Genomic DNA, 15,044 nt, shown 5'->3' with positions numbered 1-15,044 from the left:
CGTGGGCAGGTGGTCAGGGACGGGGTGGCGGAGCGATGCTGCCGCGCCGCACGACGACCGTGCCGTCGACGAGCACCGAAGCATCGGCCTCGCCGCGGAGCGCGGCCAGCAGCGTGTCGGCCGCGACGGCACCGCGCACGTCGGCACCGGTGGAGACACTGGTCAAACCGGGGGAGAGATGCGCGGAGAGCTCGCTGTCGTCGAAGCCCGTCACCGAGAGGTCCTCCGGGACCCGCAGCCCGGTGCTGCGCGCGAAGGAGAGACCCGCGATCGCCATCACGTCGTTCGCGTAGACGATCGCCGTGGGACGGTCGGAGGCATCGAGCAGCCCGGCCGTCGCGTCGCGGCCGGAGGCGGCGGTGAAGTCGCCTTCGACGAGCCGGTCTGCGGGCAGCTCGTGCGAGGTCATGGCGGCGATGAAGGCATTGTGGCGGGCTGCGGCGTGCACGTACCGCAGCGGACCGGAGACGTGGGCGATGGAGGTGTGACCGTCCTCGACGAGCAGGTCGACGAGCTCGCCGATGGCTGCTGCATCCTCTGTGTAGACCACGGGGACGTCGGTGGGGGAGTCATCGCGGGGAGCCTCGGCGCTGAGCATGACCGAGGTCAGGCCCAGCTCGCGGACCAGCTTAGGGCGCCGGTCCCCCTGCTGGACGTCCAGCAGGATCACCCCGTCCACCCTGCCAGCGGCGTACCGCTCGTAGGCGGCGGTCTCGTCCTCCTCGGAGGCGACGACGTTGAGCATCAGCCCCATACCGGCCCGGGCCAGGACGGCTTCGCAGCCGGCGATGAAGCGCGGGAAGAAGGTGTCGGTCGCGATGATCTCCGGGCGGCGTGCGATCACCAGGCCGATGGTGCTGGTGCGCGAAGTGGCCAGTGCCTGGGCGCTCGAGCTCGCGGTCCACCGCAGTGACTCGGCCGCCGCGAAGACTCGTCGACGGGTCTCCTCCGCCACCGGGCGCTTGCCGGAGTAGGCGAGGGACACTGTGCCCTTGGAGACCCCGGCGGCCCGCGCGACGTCGCCGATGGTGGGTCGTGAACCGGCCATGGCCTGCCTCCTAAGGATGGAATGGGGTGCGATCGCTTCGGGTGCGGCCGCGTCGAATCCGCCCACATCAGATGTGCTCAAGCCGGCAACGGCACGCAACAGCAAACCGGTTTGAACAGAGAGCAGTCAAACCGGTTTGCTCCGTTCTGTCAATCGGCCCGGGGCGGAATGTTGCTCGCGAGCGGATGACCACGCCACCGCCACCCGGGGTACTTGTGCGGGCCGGTCGGCGTCGCTAGTGTTGCTGATCACGTACAGAGGGGGGAGCGCTCCCCTGTACGGTCGGAGTTCACCGGGCGAGGTCCAGGGACTCGAGCAGCCCTCGGTGCCGCCGGGGCGACAGTCGTCGACCAGGAAGTCCGTTCATGACCACTTCTGCCCCCGCCTCTCCTGAGCCCCGCTCTTCCGGTCGCGTCCGGCTGGAGGACGTCGCTGCTGCAGCCGGGGTCTCCCGAACCTCCGCCTCCCGTGTGATGCTCGGACAGGGCAAGGTCTCCGAGGAGACCCGTCGTCGGGTCCACGCCGTCGCCGAGGAGCTCGGCTACGTCACCAACGTCGCCGCCAGCGAACTCGCCTCCGGGGGGTCCTCCACGGTCGGCCTGCTGCTGCGCGATGCGTCCAACCCCGCGTACGGACTGCTCTTCACCGAGCTGCAGAAGGCGGCCCATGCCGCCGGGGTCACCCTGCTGTCGATGACCATCAAGGACGACGACCAGGGCCGACAGCAGATCGCGAGCCTGCACCGGCTGATGGGTATGCGGGTCGCCGGGCTGATCGTCGCCACCGGCGGCGTCACCAGCGAGCAGCTCGAGCCCTTCCGCAGCCGCCTCCCGATCATCCGCGCCGGCCGCCCCGAGAGCAGCGGCCGCATCCACGCCGTCTCCTACGACGAGGCAGACGCCGCACGGCATCTGGCCGAGCACCTCCTGAACCTGGGCCACAACGCCGTCGCCGTGCAGACGGCCCGCGCTGTGGACTCCTACCCGGAGTTCGTGCGCAGCAGCGTCATGGCCGAGGTGCTCGAGGAGCGCGGCGCCACCGTGCACCGGCTCGAGTACGGTCCCGCCGGGGACGCGATGAAGGAGTCCGTCGACCTCGTCCGCTCTGGCCGGGTCACCGCCGTGATGGCGCCCTCGGATCTGCGTCAGCTCAACCTCATCCGCCACCTGCAGGCGGCGGGGCTGCGCACCCCCGAGGATGTCGCCACCACCGGCTGCGACGGCATCCTGCCCGGCGTCGACCTGCTGGGCCTGACCACCATGCGCATCGCCGTGGAGAACGTCGCCGAGCGGACCATCGCGAACATCGCCCGGATGATCGGCGTGGCCGGCACCGGGCACGACGCGAGGGGGAACGGTGAGACGGCGGAGCGCGGGCCAGAGGGGCCCGGGCCGGAGGACCCCGCGGGAGGCAGAGTCGTGCACGAGCGACTGCCCGGTCGATTCATCCAGGGGCGCACCGCCGGGCCGCCCCGCACCACCGGAAGGAAACCCACATGAGCGCACTGCGCGCCGCCGAGTACCCGAGGGCGAACCACACCCTGGTCCACCTCTCGGACACCCACTTCGTGCCCCCGGGGGAGCTGCTGTCCGGGGTCGCCCCTGTCCGCGAGCACCTTGAGGGTCTGCTCGAGGACCTGGTCGCCACCAATCTGCGACCCGAGGCCCTGATCTTCACCGGGGACCTCGCCGATCGTGGGGAGGCCTCCGCCTATCGCCAGCTGCGCGAGCTGGTCGAGCCGCTCACCGAGCGCCTCGGCGCCGAGCTCATCTGGGTGATGGGCAATCACGATGATCGCGCCACGATGCGCACCGAGCTGCTCGACGCCGAGGCAGACGACGCCCCCTACGACCGGGTGGTCATGCTCGGCGGGCTGCGGATCATCGTGCTCGACTCCACCGTGCCCCGCGAGGCCTACGGCGAGATCCGTCCCGCCCAGTACGCGTGGCTGCGCGAGGTGCTCTCCGAGCCCGCCCCGGAGGGGACGATCCTCGCGCTGCACCACCCGCCGATCCCGTGCGTCCAGGATCTCGCGATCACCGTCGAGCTGCGAGACCAGGCCGCACTCGCGCAAGTTCTGGCCGGCAGTGATGTACGTGCGATCATCGGCGGTCATTTCCACTACTCGACCGCCGCGACCTTCGCCGGTATCCCGGTCTCCGTCGCGTCGGCGACCTGCTACACCCAGGACCTGCAGACCCCCGACCGTGGCACCCGCGGTCGAGACAGCGCGCAGGCCTTCAACCTGGTCCATGTCTACGACTCCACGATCATGCACTCCGTGGTGCCGAAGGGCGGAGGGGCGAGCGTGAGCCGCCACGTCGACGGAGCCGCCACCGCCCGCAAGCTCGCTGAGAAGGGGCTTTTCATCCCCGATGCCCCGGCCACCCCAGGATGGACCGGGACCAGGTGATCCTGGAGCAGGGACGCCGCATCGTCTTCCTCGACGTCGACGGCACGATCATCGCCCACGACGGCACACTCCCCACCTCCACGATCGACGCGATCCGCTGCGCCCGCGCGGCCGGACACCGAGTGCTGCTGGCAACCGGTCGCTCGCCGAGCGAGCTGGACCCGCGCCTGGCAGCGATCGATTTCGACGGCGCCGTCCTGGGAGCAGGTGCCTTCGTGCGACTCGGCGAGGACTGGATGATGCAGCGCACCATGAGCGAGGAGCAGGCACGTCGTATGATCGACGTCTTCCTTCGGCTCGATCTGGATTACGTGCTGCAGGCTCGCGACGGCGTGTACCCCGTCTCCTCACGGCGGGAGGAGATGCGCAGGATGCTCGGCATCGAGGACCGTCCCGGCTTGCGGGCCGGGGAGCAGCTTGACGCCGAGCACGTCGCCGAGAAAGCCCCCTTGGACGCGATCGCCAAGGCGATCTTCCTCGGCCGCTCCGCTGACGCCTTCGATCAGGTCCACGCCGCTCTGGCCGAGGACGGCTTCACGGTGATCACCGGGACTATCCCGCACCTGAGCACCGGCGGGGGAGAGGTCTCCCTGGCTGGGGTGAATAAAGGCGCGGCGATACGTGACCTGCTCGCATACCTCGAAATCGGGCTCGAGGCCTCGATCGGGATCGGCGACAACAACAACGACCTGGAGATGCTCCAGGTCGCCGGGGTCGGGATCGCGATGGGCAACGGCACCTCGGCGGCGAAGGCCGCTGCCGATGAGGTCACCGGGACGGTCGCCGAGGGCGGGCTCGCCCAGGCCTTCGCGCGTCACGGCCTGGTGTGAGGTGCCGACCGACGGACGCCAGGGCGCCGGGCACGACGCGCTGACATGATGCGCTGGTGCACCGGGCCAGCGGGTTCGATGCGTTCGATCTCAGGAGCCTGCCCATGTCCGTCGGTCTCGCCCTAACTATCAGCCTCGTCGCCATGTTCCTCGCGCTCCCGATGGGGATCGCCGCCGCGGCCTGCGCCGTGGTCGCGCACAAGGAGCGCCGGCGCGACGTCGTGCTGGTGAGCGCAGGCGCGGCGCTGGTCTCCGCGATCGCCACGCTGCTGCTCCCGCTGGGGCTCACGCAAGTCGTCGGGACCGCGCTGCTGCTGATCGGGGCGGCCGGCGCGGCGGTGGCCGCCGCGCTGATCCTGCTTCGCCGCGGCGGCGCGGCCCCCGGGACCGTCGTCGGCCTGGTCGGGGCCCCGCTCGCCACCGCCGGGCATCTCATGGAATCAGCCCCGGCGCTGGCCGGATTGGTTCCTCTGGCGACCCCGGGCGGCGCCGCAGTGCAAGCGGACGGACTGGACCTCGTGCTGGGCAGCGGACTGGCCGTCGGGGCCCTCACAGTCCTGGCCGTGATCGTCGTGCTCCTGCTGCTGCGACGCCTGGGTGAGATGGTCACGAGCGGCATCGCCGTGGGCGCCGGCGCTGCGGGGCTCGCCACGATCGCGCAGGTCGTGCTGCATCTGCTGCGCAGCCAGGTCCCCCAGATGCCTGCCTTCTCCCCAGGGACCACACTCATGCTCACCGTCCTCGGCCTCGTGATCGGGACGCTCCTCGGGGCGATGCGCGCCGATCGCTCCGGTGCGCTGGCCGGGATGCCGCCCGGCAACCACTGAGCTCTGCTCCCGAGCCCAGTCGCCGAGCCGAGCTGCAGAACCCAGCTCAGTCGCTGCGGGCACCGCGCAACGGGGAGGCAGCAGCGACCACGACAGCGGCCGCGAAGATCCCCGTGACCACTGCGAACGTCGGCCGGAACCCGAGCGAGGCTGCCAGGACACCGCCGAGAACCGCGCCGAGGACGGCGGCAGAGCGGTTCGCCGAACGCTTGGTGGCATTGACCCGCCCGAGCATCGCCCTGGGGGTCACGGACTGCTGATAGCCCATCTCACTGGGGTCCTCGATCCCCATCGAGAAGCCATAGACGAGCTGCACGCCACACAGGTACGCAGCCGTGATCCACGGCGCAGCCTCGGTCGGGGTCAGCGCGGTGGCGAGCCAGGTCACCGCGCACACCGTCCGGGCCGCGATGATCACCGTGCCTTCGCCGAGATGTGCGGCAGCGCGGGTGGCGCCGAACGCGCCGAGCAGGCCACCGACGCCGGCCGCGGCGAGCACCAGTCCGTAGACGAGGGCGGACAGACCGAGCCCGCGCAGGACGAACAGCCCGAGCACCGTGAGCGCGATGCTGTTGGCCAGGAACCACAGATGGGTCGAGATCGCCAGCGGCGCCAAGGTGCGATGGCTGTACATGAAGGCCAGGCCCTCGAGGATCCCCCGCCACAGCCGTGGATGCGCGGGATGCGGCGCCGGCTCGGGGTCGTGGATCCGAGCGATCGTCCCCGCCGTGATCAGACGGGTGAGGCTGGAGACCAGCAGGGCTGCGGGGGCGCTGACGACAGCGACCAGCAGACCGCCCAGGGCTGGGCCGGAGGACTGGGCCACTGCCATCGACTGGCCCAGACGGGCGTTGGCCAGCACCAGGGAGCGACGAGGAACCAGATCAGGCAGGTAGGACTGTTCGGCAGCGACGGTGACCACGGCGCAGCACCCCACCGCGAACAGGATGATCCCGGTCGTCGTGATGGTGAGAAGGTCTGCCAGGACCAGGGCAGGTATCGCCAGCAGCAGGAGGGCGTGAGCGAGGTTCGCGACGATGAGAGTCGGCTTGCGTCGCCATCTGTCCACGTAGGCGCCTGCCAGGAGACCGATGAGCAGGTACGGCAGGAACTGCGCACCGCGGACGAGACCGACCTGCACCTCCGACGCATCAAGGACCTCGATGACCAGCACGTCTACCGCGACTGTCGTGATCGCGAGCCCGAGGAAGCCCACGGTATTGGCCAGCCAGAAACTGCGGAATCCCGGGAGACCGAGTGGCTCGCTCATAAGTCGGCCTCGCGCGCAGCGCCGCTGGGACTGGCCCGGGACCAGTGGAGTCGACACGCCTCGCTCGGCTGATCGGCGACCGCACGTCGTCTCATCAGGCCACTATGCCTGCCGGGCCGTGACGACGTCGAGAGTCCGGGCGAGGACCGAGGTCTCGCAAGTGTGAGCGGGTTAACAAAATGTTTCGACGGATTGTTATCCGAACGTAACGCCTACCAGTGGATTGTTTCTCCTCCAGCGATGCTTCAATCTGTCCAACGGGTCGAAGGCGATCCGGCGCTCCAACGGAGGGGCGAACACAGAGAGGCAGGTCTGCCATGACCGAACTTGAACCGCGTCGCATCTCGGACAGAACCTCACGCCGCCGCTTCATGGCGGCCACCGGGACACTCGGCGGCGCCGCGGCGCTCGCAGCCTGTGGCGGTGCCACCGGCGGAGGAGGCGGGCAGAGCGACTCCGGCGACCTGGTCGGCGTCGGCAACAACGGGCAGGCCGGCACCGGTCGCAGCGGCGACGGCGCCGATCAGCTGTTCATCGCGGGTTTCCAGTGGGGCCCGCCCACCAACTTCAACACCTTTGCCGGTGCCCCCGCCTGGCCCGCATCCTCGAACGTCGCCCAGTACGTCTACGAGACGCTGCTGCGCTTCCACATCGTCTCCGGTGAGCTTCTCCCGGGTCTGGCGGCTTCCCACGAGATCACGGGCAACGAGTCCATCTCGCTGACCCTCCAGGAGGGCATCACCTGGCACGACGGCTCGGAATTCACGGTCGATGACGTGCTGTACACCTTCGAGCTCGGCAAGATCGACCCGGGTCTGGGCATCGCCTCGTTCTGGACCGAGGTCGACGAGATGACCGCCGAGGGAAGCACCATCAACATCTCGCTCAACACGGAGCGCAAGAACGTCGGCGCCGTGCTCGCGCAGCTCGCTCAGCAGTTCATCGTGCCCAAGGCCGTCTTCGAGAAGGCCGCCGAGGAGACCGGTAACAAGGTGGCCAGCTGGGAGACCGACGAGGCGATCGGAACCGGGCCCTTCACACTCGAACTGGCCGATCAGACGCAGGTCATTCTCGCCCGCAACGAGGACTACTGGGGCGAGGACTTCTACGGTGCCCTGCCGGCGATGACGAAGATCATCCATCCGATCTTCAAGTCCAACGAGGACGGCAACCTCAAGTTCCAGAACGGCGAGCTCGACGTCATGCAGCAGTTCGTCCCCCAGATCTCCAAGATGTGGGATTCGGGCAAGCCTGTGGGCACCTACCTGCAGGAGGAGCCCTACTTCGTCCCCGGCTCCATGCCGATGTTCCTGATGAACACCACCAAGCCCGGCCTCGACGATGCCGCGGTGCGCAAGGCTCTCGCCCACGCCGTGGACTACGCCTCGATCGCCGAGACGGCCATGTCCGGGTACTCCTCCCAGGTGCTCGCCTCTCTGGTGATCCCGGACGGCGCCGAGGACCAGTGGATCGACCGCGACAAGGCGGATTCCGACGGGTGGACCTTCGACGCCGCCAAGGCCGAGACCCTCCTGCAGGAGGCCGGCTACGCCAAGGGCGACGACGGGTTCTACGCCAAGGACGGCGAGAAACTCGGCCCTTGGAAGCTGATCACCCCGCAGGGATGGACCGACTGGAACGCAGCCCTGGAGATCGTGGCCAAGAACTTCCAGGCCATCGGCGTCGATGCCGCGACGAACTTCCCGCAGGAGGCCCAGACCTCCACCGCCATCCAGAACGGCGACTTCGACATGGCCTGCTGGTATGTGGCCGGCACCAACCCCTCCACCCCATGGCAGCGGTTCAGCGACGTGATGAGCAATGTCGAGATGGTCGACCTCGGCCAGACGGCATACCGCAACTTCGGTCGCTGGGAGAACGCTGAGGTCAACGATCTGCTGGAGGTCGCTGCCGCTGCACCGGACGACGCCTCCAAGAAGGAGGCGATCACGGCGCTGGATGATCTGTACCGCGTCGAGGTCCCCGCTTTCCCGCTGATGTACCGCCCCGACGAGTTCTTCGAGTTCAATGCCTCGAACTGGTCGAACTGGCCCACCGAGGACAACGACTACGCCCCGCCGATGTTCCGCGGCGCCGGCAACGAGTGGATCTTCCAGCTGAAGAAGATCGGCGCCTGAGGCACCTTCGTGAATCTCGGTCGCTACATCGCCCAGAAGACGGTGTGGTACCTGGTCGCGCTGGTGGCAGCAGTAGGTCTGAACTTCCTTCTGCCCCGGCTCGTCCCAGGAAACCCCGTCGACGTCATCGTCTCCAACCTGTCCCGCGGAGGCAGCGTCACCAGTGAGCAGCAGAAGGAGGTCTACGAGAGCTACGTCCAGGAGTTCGGTCTCGATCAGACCCTGTGGCAGCAGTTCTTCACCTACCTCGGCAAGGTGTTCACCGGTGACCTGGGAACGTCCTTCGCGTACTACCCGGCCAGCGTCAACGAGCTGGTCGGACAGGCGCTTCCCTGGTCCATCGCCGTGCAGCTGCCCGCGATCCTCATCGGCTGGGTCCTCGGCAACATCATCGGCGCGATCGCCGCATTCCGCGGTGGCAACTGGGACCGCTCGGTCTTCACGACCTCGCTGTTCCTGTCGGCCATGCCGTACTACTGCTTGTCGATCATCCTGCTGTACGTGCTAGCGGTGGTCACCGGGATCTTCCCGGTGGGAGGCGCGTACTCCCTGGGATTGACCCCTGAGTTCAGCATCTCCTTCCTGTGGGATGCGCTGAGCTACTACTGGCTCCCGTTCCTGTCCCTGGTCGTGGTGTTCATCGGCGGTCAGGCCGTCGGCATGCGCTCCATGGCCATCTACGAGCTCGGCGGCGACTACGTCAACTACGCCCGAGCGATGGGCATCGGGGATAACAAGATCACCCAGTACATCTTCCGCAACGCGATGCTCCCGCAGATCACGGGTCTGGCGCTGGCCATCGGTACGTTGGTCGGAGGCGCGCTGATCACCGAGCTCGTCTTCAGCTACCCCGGGGTCGGGACGCTCCTGTTCAACGCGATCGCGGCGAACGACTACCCGGTCATCCAAGCCATCACGCTGATCATCACCGTGGCCGTGCTGCTGGCGAACTTCGGCGTGGAGATCGTCTACGGCATCGTCGATCCGCGCATCCGTGCCGCCAAGTCCGGGGAGAAGTGACATGTCCACTGTGAACTCCTCCATGGCCGAAGAGACGGCCGCCCCTCGCGCGAACACGCTGCGCTCCTTCAACTTCTCCGCCCGGTTCTGGGTCTCCCTGGTCCTGGTCGCCTTCGTCATTGCCATGGGCCTGTTCGGGCTGGTCTATCCGACCGGACCGGGGGAGAAGGTGGGCTCCCTCTACGACGCACCGGGCAACGGTCTGCTGCTGGGCACTGACAACTTCGGGCACGACGTGCTCGCGGTGCTCATGGCCGGCACGCGCACCTCGCTGATCATCGGGCTTGTCGCCGGGACCGTCGCAACCACCATCGGCGTGAGCGTCGGTCTGCTGGCCGGGTATGTCGGCGGCTGGTTCGAGGAGCTCCTGATGGGCGTCACCAACGTGGTGCTGGCCATCCCTTCGATCGTCGTGCTGATCCTCATCTCGATGTCCCTGCCCGAAAGCACCATCTGGTCGCTCGCCATCGTGATCGGGATCACCTCGTGGCCCTGGACGGCCAGGGCGGTGCGCGCCCAGGCCTCATCGGTCGCCACCCGTGAGCACATCGACGTGGCCCGGCTCTCCGGGGCGAGACTGCCCGGGATCCTGCTCAAGGACGTCCTGCCGTACATCCTGTCGTACGCCGTGATGGCCTTCGTGCTGCAGGTCGCCGGCGCGATCCTCGCCGAGGCAGCGCTGTCGATGCTGGGCCTCGGCCCCTCCGGGGCCAACTCCCTGGGAACCCAGCTGCACTGGGCACTGGCCTTCCAGGCCGTCGCCAGCGGCGCCTGGTGGGCGTTCCTTCCGCCGACGATCGTGCTGACCCTGGTCTCCTTCGGGTTCCTGCTGCTGCAGGCCAGCCTCGACGAGGTGTTCAACCCGCGACTTCGTCGGGGCAAGCGCAAGCAGATGAAGCAGGCCGCGGCCCGCCGCGCCGAGGAGGCGCGTTCGCTGGCGCAGCACCGCACTGTCGACGCCTCGACCGTCTCCCCACCCGATCGAACCAGAGCAGGAGGCCCGTCATGAGCACCGAGGGTATGAAGCCGTCCACCTCGGCGCCGGGAATCCTGGCCCGCGCCCGGGACATCAGGTGCGTCTACGGGGGTGGTGAAGAGGACTTCACGGCCGTCGACGGGGTCTCGATCGAGCTCGGCGAGGGACAGATCCTCGGCCTGGCCGGGGAATCCGGCTGCGGCAAGACGACGCTGGGCAATGCATTGGCGATGATCGCCACCCCGCCGCTGTACGTGCTGTCCGGCAGTCTCGAGATCGACGGGGAGACGATCGACCTGTCGACCCTGTCGACCGCCGATCTCAAGAGGCACCAGCCCTACCGCGGCCGGACCGTCTCGATGCTCCCGCAGGGCGCGATGAACTCGATCAGCCCGACGCTGCGGATCAGCAGCCTGGTGCGGGATGTGATGCGCGCCCACGACCCGAAGATCACCAAGGACGAGTCGCTCGACCTGGCTCGGGACCGCTTGAAGATGTTGGAGATGCCGGTGCGGGTGCTCGATTCGTACGCGCATCAGCTCTCCGGGGGGATGAAGCAGCGCATGATCACGGTGATCTCCACGCTGCAGAATCCCCGTCTGCTGATCGCGGACGAGCCCACCTCAGCCCTGGACGTGTCCAGCCAGCGCATGCTGGTCGAGATGCTCCTGGCGATGGTCGAACAGCGGATCATGTCCGGCATCGTCTTCGTGACCCATGATCTGCCGGTCCTCTCACAGGTCTCGGACAAGCTGGCGATCATGAACGCCGGCAGCATCGTCGAATCCGGCCCCACCCGGCAGCTGGTCGAGAACGCCCAGCACCCCTACACGCGCACGCTGCTGTCCTCGGTGCTCGACCCGAGCCAGGAGACCCGCAGACGCGGATTGGCCCGGCGCTCGGCCGCGCAGGCAACGACGACCACGGCCGAGGAATCGGCCACGACCACCGAGGAGGTGGGGAAGCCATGAGCCAGCCGAACACGGGCACACCCCAGGAGCGCACGCCCCAGGAGGAGATGATCACCCGCAGCACGACGGAGGGCAAGATCCTTCTTTCCTGCCAGAACGTGACCAAGGAGTTCAGCGTCGCGGGGTCGAAGATCACGGCGGTGGACGATGTCAGCCTCGAGTTCCCCGAATCGAGCGTCCTGGCCGTGGTGGGGGAGTCCGGCTCCGGGAAGTCGACGCTGGCGAGGATGCTGCTGCGCCTCATGCCGGTCACCGCCGGCACCATCACCTTCCGCGATCAGGACGTCACGCACCTGAAGGGGAGCGGGCTGCGGAAGTACTGGACGGAGGTGCAGGCGGTCTTCCAGGACCCCTTCGCGTCCTTCAACCAGTTCTACACCGTCGGGTCCCTGCTGCGACGTGGCCTGTCCCTCGCCCAGGTCCCGAAGGACGAGGCGGACGTCCTCATCGAGGAATGCCTCGGCTATGTCGATATGAAACCCAAGGAGGCGCTGCACAAGTTCCCCCACCAGATGTCCGGCGGTCAGCGCCAGCGCATCATGGTGGCGCGAGCGCTGATGATGCGCCCCACGGTGCTGTTGGCCGATGAGGCCACCAGCATGCTCGATGCGACGCTGCGGGTGAACGTGCTCAACGTGCTCCACGACCTGAAGAACGACCTCGGCCTGACGGTCCTGTTCATCACGCATGACATCGGCCAGGCCTCCTACCTCGCCGACAGGGTCGCGGTGATGGAGCGCGGCAAAGTCGTCGAGCGGGGCACCACGGAGGAGGTCATCTTCTCCCCGCAGGGCGACTACACCCGGCGCCTGCTGTCCGACGTGCCGGATCTGCGGGGCAGTCTCAAGTCGTAGGTGCCAGCAGGACCGCGAAGGTCTCCAAGGTGCGCTCCAGCTCGACCGAGGGCTCGAGGAGCCATTGGATCTGCAGTCCGTCGGACGCCGCGATGAGCAGGGCCGCCATATCGGCGGGATCCACATCCTGACGCAGCAGGCCGGCGCTCTGCTCCGCGCTCAGACGGTCAGTGAGCTCCTCACGGATGCGGGCGAAGCGGGCGGAGAAGAACTCGTTCGAGGGGGTGCCCTCGGCCGCGAGCGAGGAGGCGACCAGCGTCGTGTACAGCTCCACCATCCCCGGGACCTCGACATTGATCATGGCCGCCTTGACCAGCACGTCCAGGGCGGAGATGTCGGTGTACATCTTGGCGGTGTCCCGCTTGGACTCGGCATGTTCGTAGACCGCGACGAGCAGCTGCTCTCGGGAATCGAAATAGTGCAGCAGCGCGGCGTGCGAGACGCCGATGGCTGTCGCGATGCGGCGCAGCGACGTCCCGTCGGCCCCGCGTTCGCGGAACACCTCGATGGCGCGGTCGAGGATCTCCTGGCGTCGAGCCACGCCTTTGGAGTACGAGCCGGCGCGGCCGATGACGGCGGGCTCGGCGACGGCGCTGGCTTCATCGGGGGACATGTGCAGATGCTACCGGGACAAAACCTCCATGTGGAGGCTTTGCGTGCTAGCGTTTCCCCAACGCCCCCACCGTGACGTGCGGCATAGCGGGTGAAAGACGCCAGAAAGAAGGTTCGCCGTGGCCCTGCCCATCGCCTCCATCCAGCTCTACTCCTTGGCCTCCGACTTCTCGGCGGACATGAACGGATCCCTCGACAAGCTCGCCGGCATCGGCCTGCGCACCGTCGAGGCCTTCGACTTCGTGCGCCGCCCGAAGGAGATCCGTGCCGCCCTCGACAAGGCCGGCCTGACCTCGCCGACCGGCCACGCCCCGCTGCTCTCGGACGAGCTGTGGACCCCGGACGGCTCGATCCCCACCCCGGCCAACGAGATCGTGTTCGAGGCCGCCGCCGAGATCGGCATGAAGACCGTCATCGAGCCGATGGTCGCCGCCGACCGCTGGCTCACCGAGGACGGCGTGAAGGACATCGCCGATCGCCTCAACGCCGCTTCCGAGAAGGCCAAGGAGTTCGGTCTGAGCGTCGGTTACCACAACCACGCCCAGGAGTTCGTGGCCTCGTTCGACGGCCAGACCGCCTACGAGCTCTTCCTGGACCTCGTCGACCCCTCCGTCGTGATCGAGCTGGACCTGTTCTGGGCGCTGGCCGGCCAGCAGGACGCTGTGGCCCTCGTGAAGAAGCTCGGCGACCGCCTCGCCGCGATCCACGTCAAGGACGGCGTTGCGCCCGCCTCGAACCCCTTCGCCCCCGATGCGCCGAAGTTCGACTCCTCGAGCCTGGACCAGCGCCACGCCGGCGACGGCGAGGTGCCCACCATCGAGGCGCTGCAGGCCGCGACCGCGCTCCAGTACGCCGTCATCGAGTACGACAACGCTCCCGGCGACGTGTTCGAGGACATCGCCGACAGCTACACCTTCCTCATCGAGAACGGCCTCGCAGCATGAGCGCCTCCACCGGACCCGTCGGTATCGGTGTCATCGGCGTCGGCGTCATCTCCGACACCTACCTCGAGCATCTCGGCTCCTTCCCGGACGTCGACGTGCTCGTGCTCGGGGACATCGACACCGATCGTGCCCGCAGCCAGGCCGAGAAGCACGAAATCGCCGCCTGGGGCACCGCGCAGGACGTGCTGGACCACCCGGGTGTGCAGGTCGTCGTGAACCTCACGATCCCTGCCGTGCACGCCGAGATCTCCGCCTCGGCGATCGCCGCCGGCAAGCATGTGTGGACCGAGAAGCCGCTGGGCCTGGACCGCGAGTCCACCTCGGCACTGCTCAAGGCGGCCGATACAGCCGGGCTGCGGGTGGGGTGCGCGCCCGACACCGTGCTCGGCCCGGGCGTCCAGACCGCCAAGCGCGAGATCGCCAAGGGCACCATCGGTCGCCCGCTGTTCGCGCAGACCTCCATGCAGTACCAGGGTCCCGAGGTGTTCCACCCGAACCCCGGCTTCCTGTTCGCCAAGGGCGCCGGCCCGCTGCTCGACATCGGCCCGTACTACTTCACCACGCTGGTGAGCCTGTTCGGCACCGTCGAGAAGGTCGCGGCTGTGGGCCTGAAGGCGAAGGAGGAGCGCGCGATCCAGGTGGGCCCGAACGCGGGGGAGACCTTCCCCGTCGAGGTGCCCTCCACGATCTCCGTGCTCACCCAGTTCGAGGCCGGCCAGACCGGCACCTCCCTGGTCAGCTTCGACTCGCCGCTGGCCCGCCAGGGCGTCGTGGAGATCCACGGCACCGAAGGCTCGCTCGTGGTACCCGACCCGAACATGTTCGAGGGTCGCATCGCCTACGTGAAGCCCTTCGACTCCTTCGGCGAGCAGCCCCCGGAGCAGGAGTGGATCGAGATCCCGCAGGAGGGTGTCGTCGCAGGTCGCGGCACCGGTCTGCTGGACATGGTCCGCGCGATCGCCGAGGACCGCCCGCACGTGGCCAGCGGCGAGCTCGGCTACCACGTGCTCGACGTGATGCTCTCGGCCGAGGAGTCCGCAGCCTCCGGAGAGTTCGTCACCGTCAACAGCTCCGTCGCCGAGGTGCCGCTGGTCCAGGAGGGATTCGACCCCTTCGCCAGCACACTCTGACCGACGCCTCA

General features: G+C 68.2%; 14 protein-coding genes. 11 read left to right on the top strand and 3 right to left on the bottom strand.

What is annotated here, in order from left to right; genetic code table 11:
- Positions 1–13 precede the first annotated feature (13 nt).
- Positions 14–1,048, bottom strand: a complete 1,035-nt coding sequence (locus INT51_RS03790; RefSeq protein ID WP_193103883.1) for a LacI family DNA-binding transcriptional regulator — start codon at positions 1,046–1,048, stop codon at positions 14–16.
- A gap of 365 nt (positions 1,049–1,413) precedes the next feature.
- Here INT51_RS03790 and INT51_RS03785 point away from each other — a divergent pair, with 365 nt between their 5' ends.
- From INT51_RS03785 to INT51_RS03770, 4 genes are all read left to right on the top strand, one after another.
- The gene (locus tag INT51_RS03785) at positions 1,414–2,547 is read left to right on the top strand and encodes a LacI family DNA-binding transcriptional regulator (RefSeq protein WP_193103882.1); all 1,134 of its coding nucleotides are present in this window, start codon (positions 1,414–1,416) and stop codon (positions 2,545–2,547) included.
- Positions 2,544–3,461, top strand: a complete 918-nt coding sequence (locus INT51_RS03780) for a phosphodiesterase (RefSeq protein WP_193103881.1) — start codon at positions 2,544–2,546, stop codon at positions 3,459–3,461. The genes INT51_RS03785 and INT51_RS03780 overlap by 4 nt, the downstream gene beginning before the upstream one ends.
- The gene (locus INT51_RS03775; protein ID WP_193103880.1) at positions 3,458–4,291 is read left to right on the top strand and encodes an HAD family hydrolase; all 834 of its coding nucleotides are present in this window, start codon (positions 3,458–3,460) and stop codon (positions 4,289–4,291) included. The genes INT51_RS03780 and INT51_RS03775 overlap by 4 nt, the downstream gene beginning before the upstream one ends.
- 104 nt (positions 4,292–4,395) lie before the next feature.
- A complete protein-coding gene (locus INT51_RS03770; RefSeq protein ID WP_193103879.1) occupies positions 4,396–5,118 on the top strand; it encodes a hypothetical protein in 723 nt (240 codons plus the stop codon).
- 46 nt (positions 5,119–5,164) lie between these two features.
- Here INT51_RS03770 and INT51_RS03765 read toward each other — a convergent pair whose 3' ends face one another.
- On the bottom strand, positions 5,165–6,388 hold the full coding sequence (locus INT51_RS03765) for an MFS transporter (protein ID WP_193103878.1): 1,224 nt from the start codon (positions 6,386–6,388) through the stop codon (positions 5,165–5,167).
- A 317-nt stretch (positions 6,389–6,705) separates the two neighbouring features.
- On the opposite strand from INT51_RS03765, the gene INT51_RS03760 reads away from it, so the two are divergent.
- The 5 genes from INT51_RS03760 to INT51_RS03740 are packed head-to-tail and all read left to right on the top strand — an operon-like array spanning position 6,706 to position 12,347.
- Entirely contained in the window at positions 6,706–8,526 is a 1,821-nt protein-coding gene (locus tag INT51_RS03760) for an ABC transporter substrate-binding protein (RefSeq protein ID WP_193103877.1), read from the top strand.
- Positions 8,527–8,535: 9 nt separating this feature from the next.
- On the top strand, positions 8,536–9,546 hold the full coding sequence (locus tag INT51_RS03755) for an ABC transporter permease (protein WP_193103876.1): 1,011 nt from the start codon (positions 8,536–8,538) through the stop codon (positions 9,544–9,546).
- A 1-nt stretch (position 9,547) separates the two neighbouring features.
- Positions 9,548–10,555 (top strand): ABC transporter permease, encoded by a 1,008-nt coding sequence (locus tag INT51_RS03750; RefSeq protein WP_193103875.1) that lies wholly within the window; start codon positions 9,548–9,550, stop codon positions 10,553–10,555.
- On the top strand, positions 10,552–11,493 hold the full coding sequence (locus tag INT51_RS03745) for an ABC transporter ATP-binding protein (protein ID WP_193103874.1): 942 nt from the start codon (positions 10,552–10,554) through the stop codon (positions 11,491–11,493). The genes INT51_RS03750 and INT51_RS03745 overlap by 4 nt, the downstream gene beginning before the upstream one ends.
- The gene (locus INT51_RS03740; protein ID WP_193103873.1) at positions 11,490–12,347 is read left to right on the top strand and encodes an ABC transporter ATP-binding protein; all 858 of its coding nucleotides are present in this window, start codon (positions 11,490–11,492) and stop codon (positions 12,345–12,347) included. Before INT51_RS03745 ends, INT51_RS03740 begins: the two co-directional genes overlap by 4 nt.
- Here INT51_RS03740 and INT51_RS03735 read toward each other — a convergent pair.
- Positions 12,337–12,960: a TetR/AcrR family transcriptional regulator gene (locus INT51_RS03735; protein ID WP_193103872.1), complete on the bottom strand. Its 624-nt coding sequence runs from the start codon at positions 12,958–12,960 to the stop codon at positions 12,337–12,339. The two genes, INT51_RS03740 and INT51_RS03735, sit on opposite strands and share 11 nt — an antisense overlap.
- Before the next feature lie 118 nt (positions 12,961–13,078).
- Here INT51_RS03735 and INT51_RS03730 point away from each other — a divergent pair, with 118 nt between their 5' ends.
- Positions 13,079–13,903: a sugar phosphate isomerase/epimerase gene (locus INT51_RS03730; protein WP_193103871.1), complete on the top strand. Its 825-nt coding sequence runs from the start codon at positions 13,079–13,081 to the stop codon at positions 13,901–13,903.
- Complete coding sequence (locus INT51_RS03725) at positions 13,900–15,033, top strand: Gfo/Idh/MocA family protein (protein ID WP_193103870.1); 1,134 nt, start codon at positions 13,900–13,902, stop codon at positions 15,031–15,033. Before INT51_RS03730 ends, INT51_RS03725 begins: the two co-directional genes overlap by 4 nt.
- Positions 15,034–15,044 lie beyond the last annotated feature (11 nt).

Source organism: Brachybacterium sp. FME24, from assembly GCF_014897705.1.
In the GTDB taxonomy this organism is placed as follows: Bacteria; Actinomycetota; Actinomycetes; order Actinomycetales; family Dermabacteraceae; genus Brachybacterium.
The sequence above is the reverse complement of the archived record's forward strand: the minus strand, read 5'-3'. Positions and strand labels throughout refer to the sequence as shown.

Bases quoted from the DNA above. Each gene is read 5' to 3' on its own strand.
- INT51_RS03790 (WP_193103883.1), bottom strand. From the start codon at position 1,048: ATGGCCGGTTCACGACCCACCATCGGCGACGTCGCGCGGGCCGCCGGG.
- INT51_RS03785 (WP_193103882.1), top strand. From the start codon at position 1,414: ATGACCACTTCTGCCCCCGCCTCTCCTGAGCCCCGCTCTTCCGGTCGC.
- INT51_RS03780 (WP_193103881.1), top strand. From the start codon at position 2,544: ATGAGCGCACTGCGCGCCGCCGAGTACCCGAGGGCGAACCACACCCTG.
- INT51_RS03770 (WP_193103879.1), top strand. From the start codon at position 4,396: ATGTCCGTCGGTCTCGCCCTAACTATCAGCCTCGTCGCCATGTTCCTC.
- INT51_RS03765 (WP_193103878.1), bottom strand. From the start codon at position 6,388: ATGAGCGAGCCACTCGGTCTCCCGGGATTCCGCAGTTTCTGGCTGGCC.
- INT51_RS03760 (WP_193103877.1), top strand. From the start codon at position 6,706: ATGACCGAACTTGAACCGCGTCGCATCTCGGACAGAACCTCACGCCGC.
- INT51_RS03750 (WP_193103875.1), top strand. From the start codon at position 9,548: ATGTCCACTGTGAACTCCTCCATGGCCGAAGAGACGGCCGCCCCTCGC.
- INT51_RS03745 (WP_193103874.1), top strand. From the start codon at position 10,552: ATGAGCACCGAGGGTATGAAGCCGTCCACCTCGGCGCCGGGAATCCTG.
- INT51_RS03740 (WP_193103873.1), top strand. From the start codon at position 11,490: ATGAGCCAGCCGAACACGGGCACACCCCAGGAGCGCACGCCCCAGGAG.
- INT51_RS03735 (WP_193103872.1), bottom strand. From the start codon at position 12,960: ATGTCCCCCGATGAAGCCAGCGCCGTCGCCGAGCCCGCCGTCATCGGC.
- INT51_RS03725 (WP_193103870.1), top strand. From the start codon at position 13,900: ATGAGCGCCTCCACCGGACCCGTCGGTATCGGTGTCATCGGCGTCGGC.